General features: G+C 42.6%; 9 protein-coding genes. 7 read left to right on the top strand and 2 right to left on the bottom strand.

Going from position 1 to position 15148, the window contains the following annotated elements:
- Positions 1-26: 26 nt before the first annotated feature.
- Together N7U62_RS19770 and N7U62_RS19765 are read right to left on the bottom strand one after the other, a co-directional pair.
- Entirely contained in the window at positions 27-917 is an 891-nt protein-coding gene (locus tag N7U62_RS19770; protein WP_264139820.1) for a branched-chain amino acid transaminase, read from the bottom strand.
- 664 nt (positions 918-1581) lie between these two features.
- Positions 1582-2742, bottom strand: a complete 1161-nt coding sequence (locus N7U62_RS19765; protein ID WP_264139818.1) for a 2-isopropylmalate synthase — start codon at positions 2740-2742, stop codon at positions 1582-1584.
- 147 nt (positions 2743-2889) lie between these two features.
- Between N7U62_RS19765 and N7U62_RS19760 the strand changes: the two genes are divergently transcribed.
- The 7 genes from N7U62_RS19760 (at position 2890) to N7U62_RS19730 (ending at position 14982) form a co-directional block, all read left to right on the top strand.
- On the top strand, positions 2890-4437 hold the full coding sequence (locus tag N7U62_RS19760) for a hypothetical protein (RefSeq protein ID WP_264139817.1): 1548 nt from the start codon (positions 2890-2892) through the stop codon (positions 4435-4437).
- Positions 4438-4599: 162 nt separating this feature from the next.
- Positions 4600-5778, top strand: coding sequence for an acetyl-CoA C-acyltransferase (locus N7U62_RS19755; protein WP_264139816.1), 1179 nt, complete (start codon positions 4600-4602; stop codon positions 5776-5778).
- Positions 5779-5850: 72 nt separating this feature from the next.
- On the top strand, positions 5851-7167 hold the full coding sequence (locus N7U62_RS19750; RefSeq protein ID WP_264139815.1) for a toxin-antitoxin system YwqK family antitoxin: 1317 nt from the start codon (positions 5851-5853) through the stop codon (positions 7165-7167).
- A gap of 181 nt (positions 7168-7348) precedes the next feature.
- A complete protein-coding gene (locus N7U62_RS19745; RefSeq protein ID WP_264139814.1) occupies positions 7349-9784 on the top strand; it encodes a glycoside hydrolase family 2 TIM barrel-domain containing protein in 2436 nt (811 codons plus the stop codon).
- 168 nt (positions 9785-9952) lie between these two features.
- Positions 9953-13003, top strand: a complete 3051-nt coding sequence (locus N7U62_RS19740) for a ligand-binding sensor domain-containing protein (RefSeq protein WP_264139813.1) — start codon at positions 9953-9955, stop codon at positions 13001-13003.
- 39 nt (positions 13004-13042) lie between these two features.
- Complete coding sequence (locus tag N7U62_RS19735) at positions 13043-13636, top strand: response regulator transcription factor (RefSeq protein WP_264139812.1); 594 nt, start codon at positions 13043-13045, stop codon at positions 13634-13636.
- 203 nt (positions 13637-13839) lie between these two features.
- On the top strand, positions 13840-14982 hold the full coding sequence (locus N7U62_RS19730) for a glycoside hydrolase family 88/105 protein (RefSeq protein WP_264139811.1): 1143 nt from the start codon (positions 13840-13842) through the stop codon (positions 14980-14982).
- Positions 14983-15148: the final 166 nt, after the last annotated feature.

Here is a 15148-nt window from a genome sequence, read left to right as displayed (position 1 = left end):
CAAAATTTACTTGATGCTTTCCTTTATTATCCTACTGCCGACTCACTCAACTCTTCGTTGGTGACTCTAGCTCTATACATTTGAAACAATTCGTAGGCAATTGTATCTTTCCAATCTTTTTTAAACATGATATTGTCGATTTGCGCAATACTGGCGATTTCGGTAGCTGTACCAGTAAAAAACGCAACTTCTGCTCCTTCCATGTCCTCCGGCTTGAATAGCTTTTCTACTACAGGATAGCCCAGCTCCATGGCATATTCTATCACAGTCGCACGGGTAATACCAGGTAGTATATTACCCAATGGAGGCGTGTAGATCACATCGTCCTTGACATAGAAGAAATTCTGACCAGAACCTTCCGCTACAAATCCATCGGAATCCAAAAGCAAGGCCTCATCAAATCCGTTCTTCTTAGCCTCATTGGTAGCCAGGATTGAATTGGTGTAATTGCCAGTCACCTTAGCATCAACCGGGATCGATTTAGGGTTGGGTCTTTGATAGGAAGAGATCATAACCTTCAAAGATTCATCACCCAAATAAGGAGGCCATTCCCATGCCGCCATCATGATATGAACCTCTCCACAAGTGATCAACTTCATGTTAGCGCCGAGATAGATCATCGGACGGATGTAGGCATTTTCCAAATTGTTTTTCTCTAACAACTCATAAGAGATTTTGACCAACTCGTCTACCGAATAGGGAAACTTGATATCCATTCTTTCAGCAGAATATTTCAAGCGCTCAAAATGCTGTTTGGCCTTGAAAATATTTGGGCCGGCAGCACTTCCATACGAACGGATACCTTCGAACACCCCATTGCCGTGGTGCATGGTCTGACTATACAGGTTCACCTTCGCGTCGATGGCTTTCAACCACTGGCCGTCCTGGTAGATTATTGAGTTCTCGTTGTAATACATAGTCTAATCTCTTTTTTGGTTCTGATCATTGAAGCATAAAAAAGGCCCTTCACTGTACAGAGAAAGGCCTTTTTTATTGTGGTAAACACACCTCTCTCATTTTCCGTCGCTGACGGCAATACGTACAATGGCCACTAAGTCAATAATCGTTATCACTTTCAAGTCTGTTGTTTTGGGCAATAAAAAAGCGTCATTCCTGTGGGAATGACGCTTCAAATATTTTTCTAAAATTATTGATATATCACTCCCGACCGGTGGCCCACGCGACCACTGCTACAATCGTTAATGCTATGACAATAATTGTTATCATTTCGTTCTTTAATTATTGCCAAAGGAGATCATTTTAATTTTTAGTTCCAAACAAAAAGTTTGTTTTTTATCAAATGGCCTTCCCACACATTACAATTTCAATCCTGTATAGAAAAAATGAGGAACATTTTCCTCATTCTTCTTTCCCTTTGCCTTCTACTAAAGGGCTCGATTTTGTCAATTCAGGCTTTCCGCTCCAAATGCGAAGAGATAATGACTCTTGCTACCACGGCATTGACTCGAAGGTAGAAACATGCGACTATTCAATTCATGTTCTAAACCCTTATCAGCCTTTGCTTTGGACTGGTTGCCTTTTTCAGATTGTTTCGAATTCAACTTGTACTTCATATCTTTATTAAGCATCGATGGCCTGGTGTGCACTCATCAACTCCTTCAGTTGTTCGTCCTCCACCACACTATGCTGATCAGCTACTTTCAAAAAGTCCTGATAAATCACTTCCAATTCATCCTTAGACAATTTTGCTCCAAGGTTTTCTAGTCTATAATTCAACGCAGCTCTACCACTTCTTGCAGTTAGGATAATCGACGATTCGTTTACCCCTACTTCAGCCGGATCGATGATTTCATAATTGTCTCTGTTCTTGATCACACCATCCTGATGGATACCTGATGAGTGAGAAAATGCATTAGACCCCACTATCGCCTTGTTAGGCTGCACTGGCATTCTCATTTTCTCTGAAACCAGCTTACTGATAGCATTCAGTCTTTTCGATACCACACCCGTTTCTGCTTTCATCCAGTTGTGCTTGCGCATGATCATCACTACTTCTTCGAGTGCCGTGTTTCCTGCTCTTTCTCCAATACCATTGATGGTACATTCGATCTGACGAGCTCCGTTTTGTACACCTGCGATTGAGTTAGCAGTGGCCAATCCCAAATCATTGTGACAGTGAGTGGATATGATGGCTTTTTCGATGCCTTTCACATTTTCTTTTAGGTACTTGATTTTAGCTCCGTACTCCTCTGGCAAGCAGTATCCAGTAGTATCTGGAATATTCACTACAGTAGCACCTTCAGCTATCACCGCCTCTACCACTTGAGCCAAAAAGGCATTTTCTGTACGCCCTGCATCCTCTGCATAGAACTCAACATCATCCACGTACTTCTTTGCCCATCTTACGGCTTGCTTACTTCTGACCAAAATATCCTCACGAGTAGTTTTGATCTTAGTAAACACGTGCTGATCTGAGGTCCCAATACCTGTGTGAATTCTTGGGAACTTGGCATGTTTGAGTGCTTCGGCTGCCACTTCTATATCCTTTTGTACAGCACGAGTCAATCCACATACTGTAGCATTTTTGACGATTTTCGCAATCTCCGCTACCGACTCAAAATCCCCAGGGCTGGAGATAGGAAAGCCCGCCTCGATGATATCAACACCTAAAGATTCCAGTTCTTCTGCGATCAAAAGCTTATCTTTAGTATTCAATCTGCAGCCTGGTACTTGTTCTCCGTCTCTCAGAGTAGTGTCGAATATGTGTATGCGATTATCCATAGTCTTCTTTTATAATTCTAATGACTCAAAAGTAATTAGCGATAATTCGCTAAAAAATACCATAGTTTTATTTAATTACGATCTCTAACAGAGCAATAACCAACCAAAACAGAGCTAAAACGTATATTAAGATCAATTGCAATTACAATGTCTAAAGAAAGATCGGACTCATTATTTCTATTGATTAAGTCGCTCAAGAAAAGTGAAAAGCGCTATTTCAAAATGTCGAGCCAGGGGACGGAAAATGCAAAATACACAAGGTTGTTCGCCATCATAGAGAAACAGAAGCAATTTGATGACGAAGAAATATTGGCGATGGAACCTGGAATCAAAGCCAGTCAACTTTCTAACCTGAAGGCTCATCTCTACACCAAGGTTTTGGAATCTCTAAGGGACTATAACTCCAATACACTGCCTAACATTAAAATCCGTGACATGGTAGATCATGCTGAGATTTTGTTCAATAAGAGTCTGTACTCTCAATGTGCCGAGGTGATCAAAAAGGCCAAGAAGCTTGCAATCAAAAGTGACAACCTGGAAATGCAGCTAGAGATCCTAAAATGGGAGAAGCAAATGCTGACTCGACAAACAGTGCGCGATAGTCTGGAACGCACCAACAAGGTGATCACCGAAATAGAAGAAACCGCGATGCGCATCAACCACATCAATGCTTTTTCCAACCTTCAGTTCAAATTGCAAGCCATGTACAAGAAAATTGGCTTCATCCGAAACGAACAGGATTTTCGCGAGATCAATAACGTGTTTCAAACCAACCTTCCTCTATTCGAAGAAGACTCCTTTTCAGTTAGCGAAAAGATCGGGCTATACAACTTATATATTGGCTACTACTTCTTTATACAGGATTTCGACAGAGGGTACGAGTATGCGAGCAAATTGGTAGAACTATTCACTGGCCAAAAGACCTTGATTCTTTCCAGGCTGGAGATCTACATTTCCAGTCTGAATTATCTATTAATCGCCCAAAACAAACTGCTTAAGTATCGAGAATTTCAAAACACGACCCGTGAACTTCGCTCGCTCAATAATCTACCTTCTGCATATCTGAATGAGAACATCCGGTTGAAACTTCAGAAATACACTTTTGTTCACGAATTCAATCGCTTGTTTATGAAAGGAGATTTCGCTCGAGGAGTGGCCTTGATGGACAGAATCATGCCGGGCATCGAGCACTTTGCCTTGCAACTAGACCCACATTCGCGCGTGATCATGTACTTCAAAACTGCCTGTCTTTACTTCGGAAATGAAGATTATAAAACAGCCGTTTCGTGGCTCAACAAAATCATCAATTCTCACGAGGTGGATCTACGTGAAGACATCCATGGTTTTGCACGCATAGTCAATCTAATCAGCCATTATGAGTTGGGCAATATGGAATTGATCGAGTACTATGTTCGGTCGACTTATCGTTTTCTCCTGAAGAAAGAAGACCTCCATCAGTTTCAGAAATACATCCTCAACTTCCTGGTACGATTGAAGACGAACATTACCGAAGAGGAACTGAAAAAACGCTTCGAAACCCTGAGAAACAACCTTTTGGAATTGTCGAAGGACCCTTATGAAAAACGGGCCTTTATTTACTTTGACATTATCTCCTGGCTGGAATCGAAAATAGAAAACCGTCCGGTACAGGATATCATTCAAGAAAAAGCGTCCGATCGTTTGAGTATCGCATGAGTCATTGATTAAATTACCGGGGATAGTTTAATGGACAATAAAAAATAAAATAGTGGTGAACATAACATCGTCATATCACTGCAAATCTCCTAACAACTATCACCCATTAACAATTAACTCTCGAGCTTCGGATCGAGAATAGACCCAAAAACACAAAGAATTATGGAAGAAGTTTACATCGTATCGGCAGTCAGAACGCCTATCGGTAGTTTTGGTGGGAGTCTTTCCTCCCTTTCGGCAACTTCGCTCGGTACCACAGCTATCAAAGGCGCATTGGAAAAAGCCAATGTAAAGGCGGAAGAGGTGGATGAAGTCTACATGGGCAATGTCGTATCAGCTGGACTAGGTCAGGCACCTGCCAGACAGGCAGCAATCGGCGCAGGCATAGGCTACAACGTGCCTTGTACGACCATCAACAAAGTATGTGCATCTGGAATGAAATCCGTGATGCTAGCCGCGCAGTCCATCATGCTCGGCCAAAACAACCTAGTGGTTGCTGGAGGTATGGAAAGCATGTCGAACATCCCCTATTATCTACCCAAAGCAAGATATGGTTATGGCTATGGACATGGACAGATGCTCGATGGCCTACTCCACGACGGCCTTTGGGAACCTTATCACAAATTCCCCATGGGCAGCTGTGCTGACAACACCGCCAAGGAAATGAATATAAGTCGTGAGGAGCAGGATGAATACGCCATCAACTCTTATAAAAAATCTGCAGACTCAACAGAAAAAGGCGCATTTAAAAATGAAATCATTCCTGTAGAAGTTCCGCAGAGAAAAGGAGATCCAGTAGTTGTATCTGAAGACGAGGAATTCAGAAAAGTGAAATTCGAAAAAATCCCATCACTCAGACCTGTTTTCAATCCCGACGGAACAGTGACTGCTGCCAACGCCTCGACCATCAATGACGGAGCTTCAGCATTAATAGTCGTCAGCAAAACAAAAATGGAAGAGCTAGGACTGAAACCAATAGCCAAAATCATCGGCTTTGCAGATGCGGCACGCGAACCACTTTGGTTCACTACTGCTCCTGCTTTGGCCATCCCAAAAGCCATCTCAAATGCGGGTCTGAAGCCTGAAGATGTTGATTATTATGAAATCAACGAAGCTTTTTCCGTAGTGGCCCTGGCGAATATCAAGGAGCTATCTCTGGACAAGGAAAAAGTCAACACATTGGGAGGTGCAGTTGCGCTTGGGCATCCACTTGGAGCCTCAGGGGCACGTATCATTACGACTCTTACTTCCGTTTTAGATCAGAAAAAAGGAAAAATCGGAGTAGCAGGAATTTGCAATGGTGGAGGGGGTGCCTCTGCAATTGTGATTGAAAAATGCTAAAACGTCGAGTTAGTTAAAAATTGAATGAGGGCTTTGTTGTCTCAGGAAGCAAAGCCCTTGATAATATCAGGAATGAAAAGCAAAGTATTAAGTATCATTTTATCTCTTCTTGCAATTACAGCTTTCGCTCAAAAGAAAGTAACAACCAGATATGAGCAGGGTTCAGATGAAGGGCACCCGATCAAGGAGATCTATTTTACAATTGACAAGAATGACACCACCCTCATCGACGGTCCTTATGAAATGTATAGCTACTCTGGCAAATTAATCGTCACTGGGAATTATTCGGAAGGAAAAAGAAATGGTGACTTCATCAACTACTATGAAAATGGTCAGGTCCAACGTAAAACGACCTATTTAGAAGGCTTACGTCAGGGAGAAACACAGGTATTTGACATGGACGGTAATTTGATTCAGTCAGGCACTTTCAGAAATGATTCTTTAGTCGGCACTCTTCATTCTTACTACCCTGACGGTCAGGTCAAAAACGAGACGCAATTCAAAGATGGAAAACCCGATGGACTAGTCGTAGAGTACTGGCCTAGCGGCAACATCAAAGAAGAAATCACCTACCTAAAAGGCAAACAGCACGGCATTAATAAAACCTACTACGAAACAGGTGTTCTAAAGTCCCAAATCAATTACAAAAACGGGGTAATTGACGGTGAGCAACTCAGCTACTACCCCAATGGTCAACTCAATACCAAGGCCCATCAGATCAATGGTTCACAAGAAGGAGTTTATGAAAAATACTACGAAAATGGGCAGCTTGAAACTTCCGGCCAATACATCAATGGGCAGCTAAATGGAGACATCGTTTCTTACTATCCTGATGGAACGATCAAGCAAAAGCTTCATTTGCTGAAAGGGAAAAGGACTGGGCAAAACCTGAGCTACTACCCCAATGGCAAGGTCAAATCTAAAAGCAACTACTCCAACAATGAAAAAGATTGGCAGGAGGAACAGTTCAACGACAAGGGTGAATTGACCGCTAGCATTCGATATGAAGATGGATTCAAAACCGGAACATGGAAATACTTCAATAGTAAAGGCGACCTGCACATCGAAGAGCCTTACAAGGCGGGCAAATTGGAAGGCAAAAGAATGGTTTACAGTGAAAAGGGGAAGAAACTGCTGATAGAAAACTACCTAAAAGGAAAAAAACATGGCTCGAGTACTGCCTTTTATCCAAATGGGAAAACACTAGAAATAAAAAACTACAAATTTGACCGATTGGACGGAGAATACATCAAGTATTACAAATCTGGCGAGCCAGAAATAAAAGGAAACTATCAGCGAAACCAAAAAGACGGGACATGGCTTTACTATGATAAAAAAGGTGAAGTGGAGAAAGAGGAAATTTATGACTTTGGCCGTTTGATAAACTAAGTGTAGTTCTCAAGCCATAAGAACTCCTAAATACAGACCTTTGATCAGATCCCAAAAATGTCATCCAATTGAGTCCCTTTGACCCAAATAACAGGATGGAGCAGGACAATTCCTCTGCAAAAAAAATTCTAATTTGATCTCACAAATAATTCGACCTTATTAGGTAATAGATTTCTAAAACATGCAAACTCGACTAGTATTACTATTCACTCTTCTGTCTCATCTGCTATTGGCACAGCCACGTAGCAATCAACGCATCAATTTTGATTGGAAATTCAGTCATGCAGAGGACACAAAAGCCTTCTTATTCTCCTATGACGATAGCCAATGGCAAACCGTTCAGCTTCCCCATGACGCCTCGATCTATGGCGCTTTCTTCCAAGACAGCCTCAATAGTGATAAAAAAAATGGTTTCCGTCCCCGTCAGAAAGGATGGTACAGAAAAGAACTCAAACTAAGTCTACCTCAAGCAGATGAACGCTTCTTCCTCTATTTCGAAGGAATCTATCGAGATGCTAAGGTCTACTTCAACGAGAAAGAGGTCGCTCACCAACTCAACGGCTATGAGCGCTTCGAAATCGATATCACCGATCAAATCCAGGAAGGCAAAAACCTGATCGCAGTACAATATGACAACACTGACATGAATAGCTCCCGCTGGTACAATGGCGAAGGTATTTATCGCGATGTTTGGCTCAGAAAGCGAAGCGCCACCTACATCGTAGACAAAGGCACCTACATCACCACTCCAGCGATTAGTGACACGCAGGCTAGTATCCAAATCCAGACTGAAGTATTGAACGATGCTTCAGAAGCCAGAGAAACCACCCTGCTGACGGAAATTTTTGATCCAAAAGGAGAAAAGATAGCGACCACCCATAGCATCGTGCCTCTTGCAGCAGGCGAACTTTACTTTTACAATCAAAAACTAAAAATTTCATCTCCACAGCTCTGGTCGACACAAACGCCCAACCTGTACAAAGCACTAAGCACAGTTTCTGTAGACGGAAAAGTAACCGACCAATTCGAAACGACTTTCGGGGTAAGAAGCATCGATTTTCATCCTGACAGGGGGCTGCTCGTCAATGGCGAAAAGGTACTGGTGAAAGGAGTAAACATCCATCACGATCTAGGACCTCTGGGTGCGGCTGCCTTTGACCGTGGGTTCGAGCGAAGACTGGAAGGATTAAAAAAACTCGGCTGCAATGCCATCCGCCTAGCGCACAATCCTCACGACGAATTCATCCTGGACTGGTGCGACAAGAATGGAATCCTAGTCTTTGATGAAGCCTTTGACAAATGGAGTGATCAATTTTACGGTGAAGGCAATGCCTTCGAAGACCACTGGCGATCGAGCCTGGAGTCTTTTATCCGCCGAGACAGAAACCATCCTTCCATCTTTATCTGGAGTGTGGGTAACGAACCCAAGAAACAACGAGATCCGAAATACAATTTTGGGATCGACCAAATGAAGGCCATGGCGGATTTTGCACATAAGTTAGAGCCTATGCGCAAGGTCACTTGTGGCCTGCACCCCTCCAGAAGGAGTGGTGCTTATAGAACCGAAAATTACTACCGCGAAGGACCACCTGAAATGGAGTTTTACATGGACATCGTCAGCACCAACTATCGCGAGGAGTTCTGGCCTATCGATCGCGCTAATTATCCTCAGCTGACCTTCATTCTCAGCGAGGCACAAGTCGGCAATCTGGGCAACGAATGGTTCAACTTCAACCACGACTATGGCGTGGGCATGTTTTACTGGGGTGGTACCGACTACATCGGCGAGTCCTTCGGATGGCCAGCCAAAGGATGGCCCAATGGCATCATAGACTGGAATGACCACTGGAAGCCCTTCAGCTACTACATCCAAAGTCTCCACAGCGATGAGCCAATGGTTCACATCACTTCTTATGATCCCAGCGACGAAACCACTAAATATTGGAATGAAGTTAACTTAAGGTTCCAGCCGATGTTTTCTCACTGGAATTGGCAAGGAAAAGACTCTGTCCGACTGATGACTTTCAGCAACGCACAGGAAGTAGAACTTTTCATCAACGGGAAATCAGTAGGAACAAAACAGATTCCTGAACAATATTACACCAAAGACATTCAGTCCTACTCAGCAGAAGAGTACGACCCAGACAATCCCATCAACACCGGACCGGCTATGCACAAACAGCTCGAATGGATCGTACCATACCAAGCTGGAGAGATCAAAGCCATCGCCCGAATAGATGGCAAGGTAGTGGCAGAACACCAGCTCGAAACAGTAGGTGAAGCTTATCAAATCGTGTTGGAGCCTGATAGAACTAATTTGACAGCAGATGGACTGGACCTGTCCTACATCACTGTCAAAGTCACCGACCGAGAAGGCAGACTTGTCCCTGATGCTAGTCATAACATTCAATTTGAGGTAAGTGGTGCAGGCACTAACGCTGGAGTAGGCAATGCTGACGTAATAAGTGAAGAACTTTTTCAGTCCAACGAGAGGAAGGTATTCCAGGGAAAGGCATTGCTGATTATAAGAGGGGATCGCGACCCAGGTACCATCCGCATCAAAGCTACAGCCACGGGACTGAAGACTGGTAAGGCGAAACTACAGGTTCAACCCTAAACCATGAATCGAACATAATTTTAAGATAAGTGATATTCTCAACCCTAACTTTAGTGAAAAAAGCTAGGGTTGAGACATAAAGCAATAGGGCAGCACTTCAAATTACAAGTTGAGTGTTTTTTATCAACTTTCAATTGTCCAAAAAGTATCATAGTTTGCATGCACTCTATGAGAAAGTTGCAACTCTTACTTATCGTCACGCTATTAACTGGCCTTCCTTGTTTACAGGCTCAGCATGTCACTCATGACACCATTCAGGTCAGAAACATAGCCCAAGACCATGGACTCTCTCAGCTCAACGCACTTTCCTTAGACTTTGACAGTTTGGGCTACCTCTGGATTGCTACACAAAATGGCCTCAACCGATTCAATGGCATATCGATGGAGGTTTTCAAGGCGAATGGCAAATCCCATGGCCTGTTAGACGACCACATTAGAGATCTCTATTACTCTAACGATACACTTTGGATGGCAACCAACACACGGTCGATTATTGCATACCTTATTTCTCAAAATCGATACATCAATTTCGAAGACTCTCTTAATTTAAATCGATACCCACAAACCAAATTCGCCTACAAAATCACTGCACTTAATGACCAGTACATGTTGGCGGGTACAATCGACCACTGTATTCTTATCGACAAAAGAGACCTTTCCCAAAATATACTCAACATCTCGGAGGCCAAAGAAAATGAGTTTGTATTGGCTTTAAGTCCATATCAGACCGATCAATTTTTGTTTAGCACCAACTTTGGCAATAGCTATCTCCTAGACCTTTCTCAAAAATCAATCGTACCATTTGATTTAGGAGTAAAGGATGTCAAGGCTCTGCTTCCATTAGACCATTTCACCCTACTCGTAGGAACTGAAAATGGCCTTTTCAGCTGGGACAAAAATTCAAGCACCTTAAAAGCTATCCCCATGCCAGGTCAGGGCAATCAAGTCCGCTCACTCTTTCATTGGGACAATAAGCATGTCTTTGTGGGTGGAGAAAACGAAAACCACCTATTGGATAATAACCATAATTGGCAGGAAGTCATCTTCGCCAACAACATTGGTAAATCACTACAGACCACAGTCCTAAGCATAAAAAACGATACCCAGGGAGGCAAATGGATAGGCACAGATGGTAGAGGAGTTTTTTATCATCATCCAAATCAAAAAAAGTTTTCACCCTATCGCATTCAGGTTAAAAATGCGCCAAAAAAGGATTTCATCAGCATGTTCAATTTCCTAAGAGAGGGAGACACCTTATGGATGGCCACTGAATTTGGAATAGTAAATTACCTATTCAGTAGCGATACATACAAGCTTTACCTGACCCAAAATCTTGATTACACTCTGGCCAAAGATTTACAAGGAGGACTATGGGCTGGTGGATTTGGAGATGGATTGATGAAATACAACCGCAAAAATGATAGTTTCGAGAGTATCTCTCTGCCTATCGAAGACAAAGAGGTGATACAAATCACTCCTGTTTCCGAAGATTCTCTATGGATACACACCTGGTCCGACGGCATTTACTCATTCAACATCCTAGACCACAAAGTGAAGAAAAAGAGCATCAAAGGAAGCAACTTGATCAGATCCCGTAACAGCTTCATTGATTCCAAAGGTTCCATCTGGCTGGCCAGTGACAATGGTCTATATCAAATCCAAAACGGGAAAGAAACTTACTACGATTCCTTATCAAATGAACGAGTCTTTGCGATAGATGAAGACCCCGAGGGCAACATCTGGGTAGGAACAGCCAAGGGATTGAACAAAATCAGCAACGGCAAAACCACCTTTTATTTGGAGCAGGAAGGCCTCCCCAATGATTTCATCTATGGCTTGGAGTCGGACAGCAGAGGCCATATTTGGGTGAGCACCAACTATGGTATCTCGGAGTTCAATCCTGATACGGAAAGTTTCAAAAACTATACCGACCAAGATGGCCTTCAAAACAATGAATTCAACGGCAAAGCTTCTTACAAAGACGAGGCAGGATACCTGTATTTTGGAGGAATGAACGGCTTCAACATCTTTCATCCAGACAGCATCTATACCAACCAGATAGTGGGTCAAACGGTGATTGAAAGTGTCGAGCTTTTCGGTAAACCCATTGATAAAAACGTAAAATACCTTGATCAATTAAGTTTCTCTCATGATCAAAATGTAATCACCTTCAATTTTGTAACACTGAGCTACCTATGGCCAGAAAAAAACCATTACCAATTTATGCTCAAAGGTTTTGATCAGAGCTGGAGACCTGTTACCAAAGAAAATTCCACCACCTATACCAACTTGGATCCGGGCACCTACCAATTTATAGTCAAAGGCAGTAACAACGAAATGATTTGGGGTCCTTCTACAAAACTGACTATAACCATAAGGTCTCCCTGGTATGCAACTATGTGGTTCAAAGGCTTATTAATTGGGACAGTTGTTTTTGTCTTGTTGCTGGCCTTTGTAATTCGCGACCACCAACAAAAAAAGAATACCCTAAAGCTGAAAAGAATGGTCGATGAGCGGACCAAAGAACTCACTAAGAGTAATCGAGCACTCAACGAATCCCTTACGCTGACTAGAAAGCAGAAAGAAAACATCAGCTTTTTGATGCGCGAGCTCAACCATAGGGTAAAAAACAATCTTCAATTGATCACCAGTCTTATCGATTTTCAAAACATTTCGATCTCTGATCAGCCCCATAGTGACAAGCTCAAACAACTTCAATCAAGAATTTTTACTGTTTCCAAAGTGCACGACTTGCTTACCCAGAGTGAAATGGAGGACATTAGAATCGATCAATTCTTTACGGAACTATCGAATGATCTGATAGATTTTTCTGGCCTAAAAATAGATTTGCAATTAGACTTAGCCCCTATCTTTTGTCCTTCTGACAAACTCACCTATCTGGGATTGGTTCTCAATGAACTCATCACCAATTCAATCAAACACGCTTTTGACAAAGACCAAAAAGACAAAATCATTTCCATCCAACTGAACCAAAACGAAGAATTGCTAAAGATGCAGTATCGGGACAATGGAAAAGGACTACCAGACCTGAACTTGAGAAAAGACTCTAGCATTGGGTTTCAGCTTATGGATATTTTGACAGAGGAATTAAACGGCTCTCTGCAAACTAGATCCGAAAAGGGTGCTATATTTATTTTTGAATTTAAGATGTTAGGGCAAAATGGCCTTCACCTTAAGACTGTATCTATGGACGAGTAACCTACCTGAACCAAACGAAAGAAAGCAAAGTGGTGAATAATGGATAAGAAGGTTCTAATATTAGAAGATGAAGTGCTGGCAGCCAACAATATTCGATTGCACCTGCAGAAACATCAATACGAAAGTCATATCGCAACTAGTCCCGAAAGAGGGAAATCTCTTTGGTCTGACCATGACTTTGACATAGTTATTTGCGATATCAATCTAGGTAGTGATATCGACGGTATTGACTTTGTGACTGAAGTGGTAAAAAATCAGGCTGCAGTCGTCTACCTCACAGCTTACAGCGATATCTCTACACTGAAACGCGCAGAAAAGACACGTCCATATGCCTATGTCACCAAGCCCTACAACATTGATCAATTACTCGTTACACTCAACCTTGCTATCGTACATTCCAATGAAAAGGCCTCCTCGCAATCAGCAAAAGCCATAAACGATCTTGACCTCACCTCCAGAGAAATAGAAATCGCTGAACTACTCACCAGAGGACACAGTTCAGAAAAGATTGCTGAAATCCTTAATATCTCATTCAACACGGTTCGAACCCACCGTAAGAACATGTTGCAAAAATTGGGTTGTAACAATACAACTGAACTGGTGGTAAAATATCTTACAGCCCTGAGGGTGTAATCGCTGAACTACTTACCCTACTTATATTAGCAATTACAACTCTTTATTAACACCTTCGACCTCTTCAATTATCTTAGCGATCAACCAACATAAAGTCGCTCTTCTATTCTACTTTTTATCCAGATTTGCTCTTTCAACAGGTAACGGCAGGATGGGTAATTTATATGAAACTCTTTCTTTTGAAGGGTAATAAAAAATCAATAATGAAAACACCCATATCATACATAACATTGGCCATAGTGGCCATTCTGACTCTAAAGGGATGTCAATCTCCATCCAACACGCTTCCAACTGCAGACAAAACACTGGAAATCATGCAGCTGACCAATCAGTACTTCATGGACAAGTGGCCCGACACAGGAGCTCCCATCGTCGGTCGCAAAACATGGCCGAGCCATATCTGGACGCGAGGGGTGTATTATGAGGGACTGATGGCACTTTACAGTGTTGATCCAAAAGACAAATATTATGATTATGCTGTTTCTTGGTCCGAGGCTCATGACTGGAGCTTTAGATATGGCATCACTACTCGCAATGCCGACAATCAATGCGCGGGACAAACTTATCTTGACTTGTATGAAATCGACCCACAACCCCAACGAATAGATAGTGTAAAAGCCTCTATCGACAGCATGATGGTTACTGACAAAATTGATGACTGGGACTGGATAGATGCCATCCAGATGGCCATGCCTGTTTACTCTCGACTAGGCAGAATACTAAAAGACAGTAGCTACTTCGAACGTATGTATGCGATGTACGATTATTCAAAAAACATAGAGGGAGAAAACGGCCTTTATAACCCTGAAGATGGCTTATGGTGGCGAGATGCAGACTATGATCCTCCCTACACCGAACCAAATGGTGAAGATTGCTACTGGTCAAGAGGTAATGGCTGGGTGGTCGCTGCACTGGTGCGCGTACTTGAGGATATCCCCGCAGATGAACCGCACCGAGACGAATACCTGGCAGATCTCAAAGCTATGCTGGAGGCAGCAGTTAAAGTTCAAAGAGAAGATGGGTTTTGGAATGCCAGCCTCCACGACCCAAACAACTATGGAGGACCAGAAACGACCGGTACTTCTTTATTCGTCTACGGGATGGCCTGGGGTCTGAATCAGAACATTCTGGACTCAGCCACTTACCATCCAGTGGTGACCAAGGCCTGGAATGCCATGCTAGACAAAGCTGTACATCCCGATGGCTTCTTGGGTTACGTACAAAGCACGGGCAAAGAACCCTCTACAGGACAGCCACTCAGCTATGACAAAGTTCCTGATTTTGAAGATTACGGATTGGGCTGCTTTCTACTAGCTGGAAGTGAAGTGTATAAGTTGAGCCTTTAGATCACTTCCATCTTAATATCACATATCAGGTTGCAATCTGATATGTACCCCACCTGGATTTTCATATCAACCCAATTAATTGAAAATCCAGATGGGCCTTTATCCAACCTTTCGTCAATGTACTATAGCTTTATTACCATTTAAATAACAGTTGATTATGAACAAA

The organism is Reichenbachiella ulvae (assembly GCF_025833875.1).
Taxonomy (GTDB): Bacteria; Bacteroidota; Bacteroidia; order Cytophagales; family Cyclobacteriaceae; genus Reichenbachiella; species Reichenbachiella ulvae.
Note: the sequence above shows the minus strand (reverse complement) of the source record. Positions and strands in the feature narration are given on the sequence as shown.

What these genes read in the sequence shown, in the direction of transcription:
- N7U62_RS19770 (WP_264139820.1), bottom strand. Translation starts at nt 917, where the DNA reads ATGTATTACAACGAGAACTCAATAATCTACCAGGACGGCCAGTGGTTG.
- N7U62_RS19765 (WP_264139818.1), bottom strand. Translation starts at nt 2,742, where the DNA reads ATGGATAATCGCATACACATATTCGACACTACTCTGAGAGACGGAGAA.
- N7U62_RS19760 (WP_264139817.1), top strand. Translation starts at nt 2,890, where the DNA reads ATGTCTAAAGAAAGATCGGACTCATTATTTCTATTGATTAAGTCGCTC.
- N7U62_RS19755 (WP_264139816.1), top strand. Translation starts at nt 4,600, where the DNA reads ATGGAAGAAGTTTACATCGTATCGGCAGTCAGAACGCCTATCGGTAGT.
- N7U62_RS19750 (WP_264139815.1), top strand. Translation starts at nt 5,851, where the DNA reads ATGAAAAGCAAAGTATTAAGTATCATTTTATCTCTTCTTGCAATTACA.
- N7U62_RS19745 (WP_264139814.1), top strand. Translation starts at nt 7,349, where the DNA reads ATGCAAACTCGACTAGTATTACTATTCACTCTTCTGTCTCATCTGCTA.
- N7U62_RS19740 (WP_264139813.1), top strand. Translation starts at nt 9,953, where the DNA reads ATGAGAAAGTTGCAACTCTTACTTATCGTCACGCTATTAACTGGCCTT.
- N7U62_RS19735 (WP_264139812.1), top strand. Translation starts at nt 13,043, where the DNA reads ATGGATAAGAAGGTTCTAATATTAGAAGATGAAGTGCTGGCAGCCAAC.
- N7U62_RS19730 (WP_264139811.1), top strand. Translation starts at nt 13,840, where the DNA reads ATGAAAACACCCATATCATACATAACATTGGCCATAGTGGCCATTCTG.